Genomic DNA, 15,030 nt, shown 5'->3' on the forward strand with positions numbered 1-15,030 from the left:
CCCATGGTGTGACGGGCGGTGTGTACAAGACCCGGGAACGTATTCACCGCGACATTCTGATCCGCGATTACTAGCGATTCCGACTTCACGGAGTCGAGTTGCAGACTCCGATCCGGACTACGACGCGCTTTCTGAGATTAGCTCCCCCTCGCGGGTTGGCAACCCTCTGTACGCGCCATTGTATTACGTGTGAAGCCCTACCCATAAGGGCCATGAGGACTTGACGTCATCCCCACCTTCCTCCGGTTTGTCACCGGCAGTCTCATTAAAGTGCCCAACTAAATGATGGCAATTAATGACAAGGGTTGCGCTCGTTGCGGGACTTAACCCAACATCTCACGACACGAGCTGACGACAGCCATGCAGCACCTGTGTTATCGTTCCCTTTCGGGCACCCCCGCTTTTCTGCGGGCTTCGATACATGTCAAGGGTAGGTAAGGTTTTTCGCGTTGCATCGAATTAATCCACATAATCCACCGCTTGTGCGGGTCCCCGTCAATTCATTTGAGTTTTAACCTTGCGGTCGTACTCCCCAGGCGGTGTGTTTATCGGTTTCCCTGCGACACTGAAAATAAATTTCCAACGTCTAACACACATCGTTTACGGCATGGACTACGAGGGTATCTAATCCTCTTCGCTACCCATGCTTTCGTTCCTCAGTGTCAGTAATGATCCAGAAAGCTGCCTTCGCAATTGGTATTCTTTCTAATATCTACGAATTTCACCTCTACACTAGAAATTCTGCTTTCCTCTATCATACTCTAGCTGAAAAGTTTTAATGGCAGTTCCAGAGTTAAGCTCTGGGATTTCACCACTAACTTTTTCAACCACCTACGAACTCTTTAAGCCCAGTAATTCCGAACTACGCTAGGTCCCTTCGTATTACCGCGGCTGCTGGCACGAAGTTAGCCGGGGCTTCTTCTTTGGTTACCGTCATTATCTTCACCAATGAAAGAGTTTTACAACCCTAAGGCCTTCATCACTCACGCGGCATGGCTGGATCAGGCTTTCGCCCATTGTCCAATATTCCCTACTGCTGCCTCCCGTAGGAGTCTGGACCGTGTCTCAGTTCCAGTGTGGCTGATCATCCTCTCAGACCAGCTATAGATCGTAGTCTTGGTAGGCCATTACCCCACCAACAAACTAATCCAACGCGGGCTGATCAAGAAGCGATAAATCTTTAGACCGGAGTCATTATAAGGTATTAGCAGTCATTTCTAACTGTTATCCCTTACTTCTTGGTACATTCCCACGCGTTACTCACCCGTGCGCCACTATAATAAGGACCGAAGTCCCGTTCTCGTTCGACTTGCATGTATTAAGCCTGCCGCCAGCGTTCGTTCTGAGCCAGGATCAAACTCTCATGTTTGAATCCTTTGTTTGTTTCACATGAATTTTGTGAAACACTCAAATATACTAGCGAACTACATAATAAATTATATGGTTCGTTGTGTTCGAATAATTACTAATTATTCAAGAATTTATGGTTACACGCACATACTATATTATACCACCGCTTGCCCAAAGGGATCTTACGGTCAGTGGTACCACATAACATGGTGTGTTATTGTGCAAGAACATAATATGCTGTGTATATGTCAACTTTTCGGTAAACCGAAGAGTTGAATAGCATATCATCTCCTGCGCTCAATTGCTTTACGATATCAAATAACATTCGCTGTTTGTTGGGGCTCAGTGCCCTGTGCAGCGGAGGTGTGTTATACGCAGACAGCCGTCAGGGGTCAAGCATGAAATCGCACTTTTTGTGATAAATCTTCATTTTTTATTTACGAATGCTCTTTTGTGACTGAAATTACTGGTTTTTAGTTGCCAAACTATTTTCGAGAATTTTCAACTCTCATCCAGCCAATTTGGATTTTCCTTAGAAAATCGCTATATTTCGTGAAATTTAAGGCCCATTTTAACAAAACCTTCACACAGAAAACCTGTATTTTCACCTATAATGAAGTTGTTCCTTCGTCCAATTAGCACGTACACTAAATTTATTTAGTCAATCATCATCACTTATATTTTTTAGTGTACGTACTAAGGACGAGAGAACTGTTTCTAATAATGCACACAGCATTATATTTTCAATTCTCACCTTTTTTTGGGAAAACTCTCCATGCATCCTGCATGTTGAATTCTTCTACTGTAAAACATTTTTTATGAGTTATTCTAACGCACCTCTTAGCCACCGCATTGGTGCAGACAGCTTTGTCACAGGGACTGCAACACAACTTAACCAATTCGAATATTTGAGCCTCTGTCAACGGCTTGATGCGATTGGCTTACATCTGACAACCAGTCTTCGAGATGGAATTGGTTCCGTCAGCTGGGAGGGATATCTGAATCCATACAAGAGAGTTGACTACACCGTTGACTACCTCGCTTGCTTTCAGCACCTCTTCGGGCGCGAACCTGCAGAGTTTTGAAGCTTAGAAACCATTTAACCACCCTGGGCGACTTCCTCATTTATGAGAGAGTCGCCCTCATTTTTTGTGGTTCGCTTTATCTTCGCGCAAACTCACGGGAATGGGCTTGCGGTTTTTATCAATCGCCACATACACGAACGAACCTTGGGTGACTTTCTCAACTTTCCCACTCATCAACCGTTCGACGCGGGCATCGACTTCGATGGTAATACTGCTAATACCAATTTGCGTGACGCGGCAAAAACACTCTAAGAGATCGCCGACAAACACGGGTTTGTGAAATTTGATATTCTCCATCGCAATCGTCACAATCTGATTACGCGCCGTACGACGCGCTTGCACCGAACCCGCCAAATCCATCTGACTCACAATCCACCCGCCAAACACATCACCATCATGGTTGGTGTCTTGCGGCATCGCAATGACCTTCACGGTCGGTTCCATTTGTCCGATATCCATAAAGAAGACTCTAACAGCTAAATCCTAACAAAACGTTGATTTTGTAATCTAGCGCACTACATATTGCTTATGCCTATGCACGCACATGAAATTGAAGCGCTACTTGACGCCACTTTTCCAGACGGAAAAGTAGAATTAACCGACCTTGCCGGCGATAATGATCACTATTCTGTCATTGTCACGAGCGAACAGTTCCGTGGCAAAAGCCGTGTGATTCAACATAAGATGGTATTTAATGCGCTCAATGGCGCCATGGATAGCACCTTACATGCCTTACAAGTGAAGACCTTATTACCTGAATAAAATGACACCCGAAATCTGGGGAGTCAGCCTTGCTGACTTATCCGTCTAATCTACGCTCAAGGAGAGAAAACCATGTCTGAAACTATTGAACAAATCAAAACTGATATCGCCGAAAATGATGTGGTCCTCTTTATGAAGGGTAGCCGAAAGATCCCTCAATGTGGTTTTTCATCGGTGGTTGCCTCGGTTTTAGAACGCGTCGGTGTCGAGTTCTTGGATCGCAATGTGTTGGCGGATGCTGCATTGCGCGAAGAAATCAAGAACTTCTCTGACTGGCCGACCATTCCGCAGCTTTACATTAAAGGTGAGTTCGTCGGTGGATGCGATATCGTACGCGAAATGTATGAATCCGGTGAATTACAGACACTACTCGATGAAAAAGGCGTTAAAACTGCCGCATAAACTGTGGATAAGTTGAGCCCACCTACCTTTATTGCCTATGCTGCTCTTTAGTATGCGCAATAAATTTAGACATTTTCTGATCTTGGCGGTTTTACCGCTATTACTCTCTGGCTGTGCCGAGGTTATCTCCTTTACCGTTGGGTTTGGGGCCGGATACTTTACAGGCCAATATATGGCCGAGTCCGACATGGAAGCTCAGAAATCCTCTAAAAACGCCCGCCGAGGCGGAATGCAACAACGTCCGGGACAACAGCAACAACGCCAAGCCGCTTCCCCTTACGCGGCCCCTTACGGTTATTACGCGAACACAGGAATAGCTAATCCAGCAGCCGCACAGCAATATCAACAACAATACCAGCAGCAGTATCAGCAGCAGCAACAATATTACGCTCAACAGCAACAAATGATGCGCCAACAACCACGCCCTTATGGTTTGCAACAGCCGATTCCATCACAGGCCGCCGCTGCAGCAACGGGTGCACCGCAAGCGCCAGAGGGTCAAACCCCTGCAGCAAGCCCAGCGGAAGTACAGATCATTCCTGCCACCCCGCAAGCCACTTACCAACCTATCCCAGGGGCCATACCGGCACCGCCTGTAGCACCGGCTATGCCGCAGGTCCGAGCACCATTGATGCCTCAAACAGGGGGCGGTTATTACATTGCACCCATTCCAACGTCACCTTTGCAGGCACTTCCACCGCCACCGCCGAATCCTTTCTAAATATGGACTCCATCGTGACTCATAACGTGCAAGCGAGTCGGTTTGAACTAACGATTGATGGGCATACCGCCTTTGCAGATTATCGTGCCGATAATGATGTTCTCTTCATCACTCATGTCGAAGCACCCCTAGCATTACGTGGCACAGGCGCTGCCGGTAAACTCATGCAAGGCATGCTAGAAAAGCTGAGAGCAGAAGACCAAAAAGTAACGCCCGTTTGCAGCTACGCCGCCGCCTGGATTCGCAAACATAAAGAGTTCTACCCACTCCTGGCCAAGTAGATAAAAAAAGAGGAGCCGCAAAGCTCCTCCCCTTTTTAATCATCATAAGTGAATGAATTAGATTAGGCCATCATCGGCATCAATGTCTAACTCAACACAATCTGCATGAACTTCCGCGACATCGATCGCATCTTCAGCCACTTTGACTGCCGATACGTCAGAATTCATCATCGCTATCTTCACAGCGCTGATCGAATCAGCTGCATCATCAATCCTCGCTTCAACTGAATCAACATCCAGTTTCACATCCGAAGGATCTGTCATAAAGCTATCTAGCTCCATGTTCTGCATGTCACCTTCAATCGTGAGGAACCCAGGCTCAAGAACTCCTAAGTCAGTCAGAAGCGTTACGATATCATCAAACGCGTCTTGCTGTGCTTGTGAACCTTGAGTATCGATAATCGATTTAATCAATGTCACGATATCTTTAATCGATTCTACGATATACGGATCAAATGTATTCACGGCTGAAATATCCGTTGCACCCAATGCATCTAGAAGATCGTTGATTATCACTTCAGCATCACTGCGGAAGTTTACATCATCCTGCAGTTCTAGTGCTGCCAATACATCAGCCTTCTGTGCAGCTGTTAAGGTGCTCAAGTCTATTTGGTTAAGCTTCGCAAGAACCTCAACCTCAGCAGCATCACCTGCGGTTGAGTTTTTCGCACTCAATGCAGTAGTGAAACCTTGGATCGCGCCATCGAGCTGGCTCAACAGATCGGCGATATTCGTATTATTGCCGTTACCGTTGCCGTTACCGTTACCACTTGAATCCATGGTTGCAGATGGATTTTCACCCAGAGTCGTTAAGGTGGTGTTGATCATATCTTCCAACAAATCAAGATCGTAATCTTTATTATCAATTCCATTTAGCGCATCAATAATACTCTGCTCTTGGGTAGAAACTTCATAATCACCACTATCAACAATCGCTTTGATAGCCGCCACCGCGTTGGTAATCAGGGGTTCCATAAGATGCTGATCAGCATCAGGTAGACCATCCCAAGATCCTTGCAAGCCCGCCAGGTCTGCCAGAAGTCCGGCCAAGTCAGTATTAAAGTTACCATTACCCGTTGTTGCGTTTGGATCCACGATATCTAAGTTCAGCTCATCCACTATGCCTTGAATTTTTCCATTATCAAACTCACCAGAAGGATTCAGAACCAATATATCGAGGTTAAGAAGCGTTTCCAATTTGATATCGATACGACCGGCTTGAGCAGCTGTTGCGCTCGTTCCAGGATTTGCAATTAACAGATCAGTCAACGCTAGCGTCAAATCATCTAACGAATCTTCATCCATTGCAATCTCAATACCAACCACAAGGGCTTCAATGGCAAGGTCTAATGCCGTGGTACCGTTGTTACCATTGTTACCATTGTTACCATTGTTATTGCTACCACTACCACCAACATTTGCACCTGTCGCAGTCAAGAGACCATGCACTGCGCCTTCAAGGCCTATTAGATCTAAGTTATCCACTTGACCTAATGCTTCTTGAATACTTGTCATTACCCCTGCATCAATATTTACATCCGTATAGGTCAAGATGTCTGCTAATGCCTGAAGGTCGCCTTCTAAGGCTTCTTCAATTGCCGCTTTGTCATCTGACGTACTCGCCGCTACAAAATCACTTGCCATCGACTGAATGTGAGAAACTAAATCAGATAGGCTCTGTGTGTTTTGTCCGCTGAGCAACTGTGAAAGTCCTTCAACTGCATTATCAATCGGTGACGCTAAATTCGCCGCATCAATTTGATTCACTAACGCTTCAAGAACCGAAACATCTGCAAAATCAACTTCACCGAACTGTAGGGCATTTGCCAGAGAGCCCACTAGCTGACCAATTTCAGCTTCAGCTGCTGTTTGCGAACCCTGGTTTTGTGGGTTCTGGTAAACATCAAACGCATCTTGGAGTGCCGTCAAAGCATCTGCCATGGTTTGCGGTGCAACCAAAGTCACATCCGTGCCTTGTCCACTATCCGCATAGTCAGGATCTTCACCGAGTTCCGTCAGCAGCTCATCAACTGAATCTGCAACACCCATATCAAGGTTGTTCAGGTCATGTAGACCATCAATCAATGACGTTAATGAACCTGCATCAATCGTTAGATCTTCATAGCTAACAAGCTTGGTTAATAGGTTTAACTTCGCCTGAATACTAGACTCAATCTGCGTTTGAGCGGTAGAGTCTGTCGTATTCAAGAATTGTTGTGCAAGATCCGCTAAATCAACTGCCAGATCTGATACATTTGACGATGGGCTGCCATTTAACTGCATTAACACGCTATCAACCGTCGCATTACCAAGGGTGAGTGGAGAGTTATTAATCTGTCCTAGAAGCCCGATAAGATCCGCTTCCAAACCGGCATCAACTGATACGTCACCATACTGGAACACATCTTCTAGCTCGCCGAGCACATCATCAAATATCTGCTGGAACGCTGCCTGTACCACTGGATTCAGGGTGCCATCTTGTAGCATCTCAAATGCTTCAGCCAGATCTTCAACCAGTTTCTCAACCGTGTCATCCGGAGCGCCATTACCACTTGTGTCGATGATGTCAGACATATTAAGACCAAGATCTTGAATCACGCCATTGAGACCTTTTGGATCTGCACCTTGTAGATCGTAACCGTCATCCACTAGCTTCTTAAAGCTAGCTTCTAGCGCATCTAATTGATCTTGCGTTAGCGTTTGGCCTTCAGCCGTTATTAAGGTGTGAAGATCAATGCTTAAGTCACGCACATCCTGTGGATCATTATTATCCGCTTGCTCGTCAATCTGCTGAATTAGATCAGCGATCTGCGCGGCAATAGAACCGTCATAATCAGGGTTACTTGTATCAACACCAGCAGTGTAGCTTTGCCCTAAATTATCAAGCGCTTCGTCAATATCAAGTTCAAGCTGAGCACTTTCAAAGTTACTAAGATCGATCGAGTTCAATGCATCCACCAAGTTAGTGTAATCACCGTAGCTCATGCTATTTTGACTTGGATCCGTTGCGAATTGAGTAATGGTATCCTGTAAAGCAGCCAGCGCATTAATAATGTTAGCCTCACCTAGTACAAAATCACCAGACTCCCACTGATTGATAGCGAATTCGAGATCATCAATCAATGCAGTCACACCTGTCGAGTTTGAACCGGTAGATGGCTGATAACCTGCAATATCAATGGTATCATTATCTAGGAGCGCATTCACTTCTGCTTCCGTTAGGTTCACATTTTCTAGCGTGAACGTATAATCACCTGAAGCGGTCGTCAGTGTAATCACTGCATCTGCTCCGTTAATCGTAACGGTGTGGCCGGTAATAGAGAAACCATTTGGATTCGTCACCGTCACTTGTTCGCCAGATTCCCAATCTGTAATGGTATCATTAGCGCCTGGCTCTAATGTTAGGTTGAAGATGTCGTTTCCAGAACCACCGGTTAACACATCATTACCCGTGCCATCCGTGATGACATCATCGCCATCGCCACCGTCGATCGTGTCGTCACCGTCGCCGCCATTGATCGTATCAGCGTCAGCGCCACCATCAATGACATCATCACCGGCACCGCCAGCAATCACATCGTTACCGTCACCACCATCGATCGTGTCGTTACCGTCACCACCGTCGATCGTATCATCTCCGTCAAGACCATCAATAACATCGTCTCCTGAAGTGCCGTCTAAATCATCATCACCGTCTGTTGGCGTGACACTCGTATTGCCTAAATTAGGGAAGTAAGCCGCAATCAATGCATCTACTGCATCATCAATCACATCCGCTGTGAAGTCGTTTGCATCTAGCGTCTGAACTGCGTCTATTAGATCTACTTGTAGCTGTGCATCTAAACCAGACACACCACCCGTTACCTGAGAAAGCGCATCCGAAATAGCAGCAATTTGCGCCATTATTTCAACACCGCTAAGGCCGTTAACAATACCATCTGGATCAGACGCACTCGTGCTAATCAATGTATCAATCGCTTGTTGAATGATCTCAGCTGGCGTTAGCGTATTAGCTACTGGTGGTACAAAACCAGGTATCCCTACCAAATCACTTGGGTCACCCCCGACTGTGATGTCGCCAGCGAGTAATCCATTAATCAAGATCGTGTGTGTTCCGTTTGCTGTCGTAATCTCAACCTTACCATCCGTAATATCCACGGAAAGAACCTGCACACCGCTCAAACCATCGATAAGAATACTATCTACAGATTCATAATCAGTAATGGTATCGGTATAACCAGGATCAAAGAACAGGTTAAAGTTATCAGCGCCCGTCCCACCTGTTAATGCTGTATCGCCAAAGCCAGCATAGAAAGTATCATTACCGGCACCGCCATCCATGACATCACTGTTTTCAGCAGGATCATCACCTGATCCGATATAGCCGGAAAGTGTATCGTTACCCTCACCGCCTTCTAATGTATCATTCCCGGCACCGCCATGGAGGTTGTCATTATCATCATTACCCATCAGATGATCATCACCGTCGCCACCTTTAAGGGTATCGTCTCCGGCTAGACCGCTCACAACATCATCACCTGCTAAGGCATCAATAACATCATTTCCTGCAGTACCAACCAAAACATCATCACCTGGAGTAGGCCCCGTCACCGCATTCGGATCCACAATATCAAGGCTGAGCGTTACGATAAGTTCAGCAACCAATGTATTTGTTACATTACCATTGGCATCCAACGTATAATCACCACTGGCGATATAGCCTTCGATTACTGCGTCAATAGCATTTAGCTGGGCTTGGCTTACAAGCGCTACAGCATCTGGATTTGCCACGAGGAAGTCATTAAAGTCTTGTGAGATATTATCTAAATCAACGGCACTAGCATTAACCATTAAGTCCACAAAGTTATTTACGTCATCTTGGAGAGTCGGAGGAAGAGTCGTAACCGTAATATTCAATTGCAGATCATTAATCACATCAACTAGGATCTGCTGATCCGGTGTTGGATTAAGGTGATCAAAGCTCGTTTCATTCACAAGATAAGAATAGAGATTTGCGATCGTGTCATAATCTCCTTGCAGGATAGTTTGGTTATTCTGTGCCGCCAGAAGATCATCCGCGAGGTCTAAGAATGTGTTGAGCATCGTGGTATCATCATCATCAACACCGTGGCCACTCATTGCATCTTCAAGCATCATAACCAGCACTTCTCCTGTTAACGGAGTTGTATCAACGGTAATGGTCAATTGCAGGTCATTAATCATATCTACAAGAGGCTGCTGAGCGGCTGTTGGGTTAAGGTGGTCAAAGCTCGTTTCATTCACAAGATAAGTGAATAAATCCGAAAGCTGCCCCTGCTGTGTTTGATTCATTGTGCTAGATAACGCCATGATATCATCGGCTAGATCGATAAATGTATCGATCAAATCATCATCACTGCTACCAGACATATTGGCATCTCTTGCATCAAACAGCTCATTGATAAGGTCTTGTACCGTCGGATCGACTGTTACAGTCAACTGCAAACCATCAATCATCGCATTAATAGGATGAGTAGACGCAGCAGCGCTCGGATCAAATAAACCTTCATTCACTAAATAGGAGACTAAATTTGACAACTCAGCCTGGTGTGCGGGTGAAATTCCACCGGCATCCTGTGCTGCAGCATAAGCGTCATAAGCAAGGCTCGTGAAAGTGCTTAAGAAATCTGCACCATCATTATCAGCCTCATAAGTAGCTTGCGCCGCATCCATCTGATCAATAACTTCTTGCATCGTCAGCACGGTGGGAGCGGTAGTGCCCAGTGCATCCCAAATACCTTGAATAAGGCCACCATCTACAAAAGAACTTACGCTATTCAGCATATCCTGAATTGCCAGAACATCGTCCGGATCAATCGTAATACCGTTAACTGATACAACATTGAAGAAATCAATAATTTGATTCTCAATCGTCCCTTCCCAGTAATCTTTTAAATCATAATATTCATCTTGATCGTCAGCATTACTCATATCGCTTTGCATTTGACCCAGCATATTCTCAATTGCGTCCACAATAGATACCACTGATCCGTTAGGGATCGCTTCGTTCGGAATACTACTACCAAGTGCATCGAGCGCATCAGTCACTTCATCACCCAAATTATTCGCTTGATCAGGAATATCAGAAAGCAACGATTGTAAATCAGTCCATTCTGCCGCCGTCATCACTGGATCGGCACCATAGTCTAACTCTGCATAATTTGTGACGTGTAGGTCTTCAGCGGCTTCCTTTAGCTGAATCAGTTTCTGCCCCATCTCCTGCATTGCATCAACCCAGTCTTGCTGAGTCGGTGCATTTTGATAATCTAGGTAAGCCTGAGCTAGTTCTTGTGCTATATCTTGAATTGCTGACATTGGTGTTCTCCTACAAACTTAATTTCTTTATTAAGCTAAGTTTACCAATGAAGTGTGAACAAAACATTACCTATAAAATGAAGATTGTGTTACAGCGCGTTTTAATAGTGAGGAGGAGGAGTCTCTTCTGCCTGAGATCTAATGTGAGAGCCGCCCTCAAGCGCCTCCTTGAAAGACCCAAGTTGCTGCTTTAAATGCAAAATCTCTTTTTGCTGGGCGTAAAGCTCGTCACTCAAGCGTGAAATCTCATACGCTTGGTGCGATAGCTCTTCTTGTAATTCGATCATCGAATCACTCATCAATCAAAGCTTTTTGCTAACTTGCTCGACCACATTCTCTGCCGTAATGCCAAATTGTTTATACAATTCAGGGGCTGGGGCCGATGCACCAAAGCCTTTCATGCCGACGAAAATGCCATCTTCACCGAGCCATTTATCCCAGCCAAAGCCAAGCGCCGCTTCGATACCCACGCGTAAGCCTTTGCCAAGCACTTGTTGGCGATAGCTTTCAGGTTGCTGTTCGAATAGCTCCCAACAAGGAAGTGATACGACTTTCGCCGTGATGCCTTTATCGGCAAGTTGCGTTTGTGCATTCAAGGCAATCTCAATCTCAGAACCGCTCGAAATAAGCGTTACTTGAGCATCATCGTCGCCTTTAAGTACATAGCCACCCTTCGCACAGAGGTTCTCTTGTGTATATTCAGTACGAACGGATGGCAAACCTTGGCGTGATAACGAATGAATGGATGGAGTCTCAGCTGATGCCAGTGAAAGCGCCCAGCATTCTAGAGTTTCTGTCGCATCCGCCGGACGGAATACATTCACATTTGGCATTGCGCGTAAACTTGGCAGATGCTCAACTGGTTGATGCGTTGGACCATCTTCGCCAAGGCCGATAGAATCATGCGTCATCACATAAATCACACGCTGCTTCATCAAGCCCGCCAAGCGGATAGACGGACGGCAATAATCGGTAAATACCATGAAGGTTCCGCCATAAGGCACAAAACCACCATGCAGTGCCAAGCCATTCATGGTCGCCGCCATGCCATGCTCGCGGATACCCCAATAGAGGTAACGACCGGAATAATCATCTTTCGTCACCGGCTGCATCGCCGTTGTTTTTGTCAGGTTGGAGCCTGTTAAATCAGCTGAGCCACCGACAAGCTCTGGAAGTGCCGGCACCAGTGCTTCGAGCGCACGAGCCGAACTTTTACGGGTTGCTTCTTTGGGCTGCTCTTGTGCCAATGCACGCTTGTAAGCATCCGCCGCTTGCTGCCAACCATCGGTTAGTTCAACACTGATGCGGTTTGTGAATTCTGCTTCTTTGCCTGATTCTTCAAGGCGTTTACCCCACGCGTGTGATTCGGTTTGGCCGCGCGTGCCAGCAATGCGCCATTCATGTAGAATTTCATCTGGGATTTCGAATGCTTCCGGAACCAGCCAGCCAAGTTTCTCGCGAGTTGCCGCGATTTCGTCTTCCCCTAGTGGCGCACCATGAGTGGCTGACGTGCCTTCTTTATTAGGCGAACCATAACCGATCGTCGTTTTGCAGGCAATCAAGCTTGGCTTGCCCGTTTTTTGTGCTTTCGCAATCGCTTGTGCAATCGCAGCCGCATCATGGCCATCAATCTCTTGTGTATCCCAACCAGACGCTTCAAAACGCATCAGTTGGTTGGTCGAATCAGAGAGTGAGATTTCACCATCGATCGAAATGTTATTATCGTCCCAAAGTAGGATGAATTTGCTTAAGCCCAAGTGACCTGCAAGCGAAATCGCTTCTTGGCTAATGCCTTCCATCAAGCAACCATCACCCGCAATCGCGTAAGTAAAGTGCTCCACCAAGTCACCACCAAATTCTGCATTTAGCATACGCTCAGCCAGCGCCATACCTACGGCATTACCCACGCCCTGACCCAGCGGTCCTGTCGTGGTTTCAATACCTGCTGCTTCGCCAAACTCAGGATGGCCGGCTGTTTTTGCACCCCATTGGCGGAAATTTTTGATTTGCTCTAGCGTAATATCTTCATAGCCTGTCAGATACATTAATGCATATTGTAGCATCGAGCCATGACCTGCCGATAGTACGAAGCGATCGCGATCAGGCCAATAGGGCTGTTTCGGATCAAACTTCAAGAATTGTCTAAATAGAACCGTTGCCACATCGGCCATGCCCATCGGCATACCAGGGTGACCAGAATTTGCTGCCTGCACCGCATCCATCGCCAACACACGGATTGCATCGGCCATTTTCTTAGGGGTGACAACATCAGGGAATTCGCAAACGATAGGTTGGGCGGTCATTTCAGGCTCTTCTTTCTTCATTTCTTTTGTTCCAAAAGAAATGAGCGTTCACATGCCACGCAAGCTTCGCCAGATTTCTGGCGGACAAGCCTTGCTTGCCTCTTTACCAACATCGCATATGAATGGGTTATCATTGCCTGCAACCTAGGCGCCGCGCCATTTTTTCGCAACCAAAACTTTACGATTTTTAATCTCCCTGTTAAGGTAGGCCTCATGGAAGACGAACCAACCATCCACCCTATGGGTAATGCCCGTGTCGACGCAGCAGCCTCGCGCTTGAATGACGCCTTCGTGCAAGTCACCCAAAAACTCGAATATTTACAGAGCCAAGTAAGCGAGCATCCTGAAATTGATCTACTGGAAACCGAGAATATGCGCCTGCATCAAGAGACGGCGGAGCTTAAATCTCTACTCGCGGATACGGATACCCAGCTCGCGCAAATGGCAGAACAGCTCACCCAAATGATGGAAGATGCCGCATGAGTACCATCACGTTAAATGTCCATGGCCGCCCTTATAATCTGCAATGTGATGATGGCGAAGAAGCAGAACTGCAAATGCTCGCGGAAGATTTATCCGGTCGCCTCGCTCAATTAGATGAAAGTTTTGGCAGTCGAGCCGATACGGTCAGCTCCGAAAATATGCGTTTGGTGATTACCGCGCTCATGCTATTGGCAGAGCTACGCGAAGCCCGCCAATATGCACGCCGCAAGTCCAGCCAAGATAAAGAAGAAGTCGAAGAAGTGATCGCCGATACACTCGAACGCATCGCCGGAAAGTTAGAAGGTTTGGCGGTTTAATGAAAGTTCGGAAGATCGTGTTCGGATAAATAAAGATCCGCACGATGCAATTGCATCGTTTGCTTTTGCTCTAGCTCGACCAGCGCATCATATTTTAGTACCAACGATACATCCAACTCGAGCTGTTCGATAATCTCATCGCTGCTAATGCCGTTAAAACTGTTAATATTACGTTCCTTTTCGAAACGACGCATCTGAAAGAAGTGATTCATCTGACTATTAGCCACCGAACGAATCCCCTCTGCCAAAGAGGCATAGCAAAGTACATCGATATTATCATTATTCTGTAAGTTATCAGAATCTTGCAGCAACTTGGCGGCGAATGCATCGGCAGGCGAAATGCCCAGCTGAATCATTGAGAGTTCCTCAATCACTTTATCTTGCCCATTGCGTTGCGCCATCAAAATGGTTTTCGCAAGCATGAGGTTGTGTCGTTGGTCTTTCAGCACGGATTGTGAGAGCTGGCTGAATTGATGCGATTTCCGTTTCGATTCATGCATCGATTCATCACAGGCTTCCTGCGCACGTTGCTTCACCACATCCATCATCGCCTTATAGAGAGGGGTTTCGGTATTCTTGAATTCTTCATTTTCGGTACGAATCGTCGAACGCAATACGCCGGAAACTTGTTCGTAGCCTTCCGCACGCACCGTCTCAATCTCTTTAGCAAGATTCACGCTATCAAACATATAGCGTACGTAAGCATTCAAAAAGCGCGACGTGAGCTGCTGCTGCGTTTTATGAAAACGTGGATTAAGGGTAGCAGATAAAAGCGCGCATTCGCACTTTCCTGCTAGATTTTTGTGAGGCGTTAAACGCTGTATGAATTCATGAAACATTATCTAAGTATCTTACCGCATGAATGTGAATATTGTGTTAACGTATGTAAATTATTTCACCCCTTTCTGTCTTATAGTTGTAACGCGACAATTCCTGTTCCATTGCTGCCCTATACCTTGAGTAATCCGCAGA

The 15,030-nt window shown here is 46.3% G+C and carries 11 protein-coding genes and 1 rRNA gene; 6 read left to right on the plus strand and 6 right to left on the minus strand.

Annotation, left to right across the window (positions count from 1 at the left end; genetic code table 11):
• Positions 1 to 1,369 (minus strand): 16S ribosomal RNA (locus P8P30_00585); the annotation flags it as partial.
• A gap of 1,123 nt (positions 1,370 to 2,492) precedes the next feature.
• Positions 2,493 to 2,894, minus strand: coding sequence for an acyl-CoA thioesterase (locus P8P30_00590; protein MDG1286042.1), 402 nt, complete (start codon positions 2,892 to 2,894; stop codon positions 2,493 to 2,495).
• 69 nt (positions 2,895 to 2,963) lie between these two features.
• Here P8P30_00590 and P8P30_00595 point away from each other — a divergent pair, with 69 nt between their 5' ends.
• From P8P30_00595 to P8P30_00610, 4 genes are all read left to right on the plus strand, one after another.
• On the plus strand, positions 2,964 to 3,197 hold the full coding sequence (locus tag P8P30_00595; protein ID MDG1286043.1) for a BolA family transcriptional regulator: 234 nt from the start codon (positions 2,964 to 2,966) through the stop codon (positions 3,195 to 3,197).
• Between the two features lie 72 nt (positions 3,198 to 3,269).
• Entirely contained in the window at positions 3,270 to 3,599 is a 330-nt protein-coding gene (grxD, locus tag P8P30_00600; protein MDG1286044.1) for a Grx4 family monothiol glutaredoxin, read from the plus strand.
• A 52-nt stretch (positions 3,600 to 3,651) separates the two neighbouring features.
• Positions 3,652 to 4,320 carry a hypothetical protein gene (locus P8P30_00605; GenBank protein ID MDG1286045.1) on the plus strand — a complete coding sequence of 223 codons (669 nt, stop codon included), beginning with the start codon at positions 3,652 to 3,654 and terminating at the stop codon, positions 4,318 to 4,320.
• A gap of 14 nt (positions 4,321 to 4,334) precedes the next feature.
• Positions 4,335 to 4,601: a GNAT family N-acetyltransferase gene (locus P8P30_00610; GenBank protein MDG1286046.1), complete on the plus strand. Its 267-nt coding sequence runs from the start codon at positions 4,335 to 4,337 to the stop codon at positions 4,599 to 4,601.
• 57 nt (positions 4,602 to 4,658) lie between these two features.
• Here the strand turns inward: P8P30_00610 and P8P30_00615 are convergent, their stop codons facing one another.
• The 3 genes from P8P30_00615 to tkt form a co-directional block, all read right to left on the minus strand.
• Positions 4,659 to 10,955 carry a calcium-binding protein gene (locus P8P30_00615; protein ID MDG1286047.1) on the minus strand — a complete coding sequence of 2,099 codons (6,297 nt, stop codon included), beginning with the start codon at positions 10,953 to 10,955 and terminating at the stop codon, positions 4,659 to 4,661.
• Between the two features lie 101 nt (positions 10,956 to 11,056).
• Positions 11,057 to 11,254, minus strand: coding sequence for a SlyX family protein (locus tag P8P30_00620; protein MDG1286048.1), 198 nt, complete (start codon positions 11,252 to 11,254; stop codon positions 11,057 to 11,059).
• A gap of 3 nt (positions 11,255 to 11,257) precedes the next feature.
• On the minus strand, positions 11,258 to 13,279 hold the full coding sequence (gene tkt, locus P8P30_00625) for a transketolase (GenBank protein MDG1286049.1): 2,022 nt from the start codon (positions 13,277 to 13,279) through the stop codon (positions 11,258 to 11,260).
• 192 nt (positions 13,280 to 13,471) lie between these two features.
• On the opposite strand from tkt, the gene P8P30_00630 reads away from it, so the two are divergent.
• The gene (locus P8P30_00630) at positions 13,472 to 13,741 is read left to right on the plus strand and encodes a hypothetical protein (GenBank protein ID MDG1286050.1); all 270 of its coding nucleotides are present in this window, start codon (positions 13,472 to 13,474) and stop codon (positions 13,739 to 13,741) included.
• Positions 13,738 to 14,058, plus strand: a complete 321-nt coding sequence (locus P8P30_00635; GenBank protein MDG1286051.1) for a cell division protein ZapA — start codon at positions 13,738 to 13,740, stop codon at positions 14,056 to 14,058. The genes P8P30_00630 and P8P30_00635 overlap by 4 nt, the downstream gene beginning before the upstream one ends.
• Here the strand turns inward: P8P30_00635 and P8P30_00640 are convergent.
• Positions 14,055 to 14,897, minus strand: a complete 843-nt coding sequence (locus P8P30_00640) for a hypothetical protein (GenBank protein ID MDG1286052.1) — start codon at positions 14,895 to 14,897, stop codon at positions 14,055 to 14,057. The genes P8P30_00635 and P8P30_00640 overlap by 4 nt on opposite strands.
• Positions 14,898 to 15,030 lie beyond the last annotated feature (133 nt).

Source organism: Rickettsiales bacterium (genome assembly GCA_029252805.1).
Lineage (GTDB): Bacteria > Pseudomonadota > Alphaproteobacteria > Rickettsiales > JALZUV01 > JALZUV01.

Bases quoted from the DNA above. Each gene is read 5' to 3' on its own strand.
- P8P30_00620 (MDG1286048.1), bottom strand. From the start codon at position 11,254: ATGAGTGATTCGATGATCGAATTACAAGAAGAGCTATCGCACCAAGCG.
- P8P30_00635 (MDG1286051.1), top strand. From the start codon at position 13,738: ATGAGTACCATCACGTTAAATGTCCATGGCCGCCCTTATAATCTGCAA.
- P8P30_00630 (MDG1286050.1), top strand. From the start codon at position 13,472: ATGGAAGACGAACCAACCATCCACCCTATGGGTAATGCCCGTGTCGAC.
- tkt (MDG1286049.1), bottom strand. From the start codon at position 13,279: ATGAAGAAAGAAGAGCCTGAAATGACCGCCCAACCTATCGTTTGCGAA.
- P8P30_00605 (MDG1286045.1), top strand. From the start codon at position 3,652: ATGCGCAATAAATTTAGACATTTTCTGATCTTGGCGGTTTTACCGCTA.
- P8P30_00640 (MDG1286052.1), bottom strand. From the start codon at position 14,897: ATGTTTCATGAATTCATACAGCGTTTAACGCCTCACAAAAATCTAGCA.
- P8P30_00590 (MDG1286042.1), bottom strand. From the start codon at position 2,894: ATGGATATCGGACAAATGGAACCGACCGTGAAGGTCATTGCGATGCCG.
- P8P30_00595 (MDG1286043.1), top strand. From the start codon at position 2,964: ATGCCTATGCACGCACATGAAATTGAAGCGCTACTTGACGCCACTTTT.
- grxD (MDG1286044.1), top strand. From the start codon at position 3,270: ATGTCTGAAACTATTGAACAAATCAAAACTGATATCGCCGAAAATGAT.
- P8P30_00615 (MDG1286047.1), bottom strand. From the start codon at position 10,955: ATGTCAGCAATTCAAGATATAGCACAAGAACTAGCTCAGGCTTACCTA.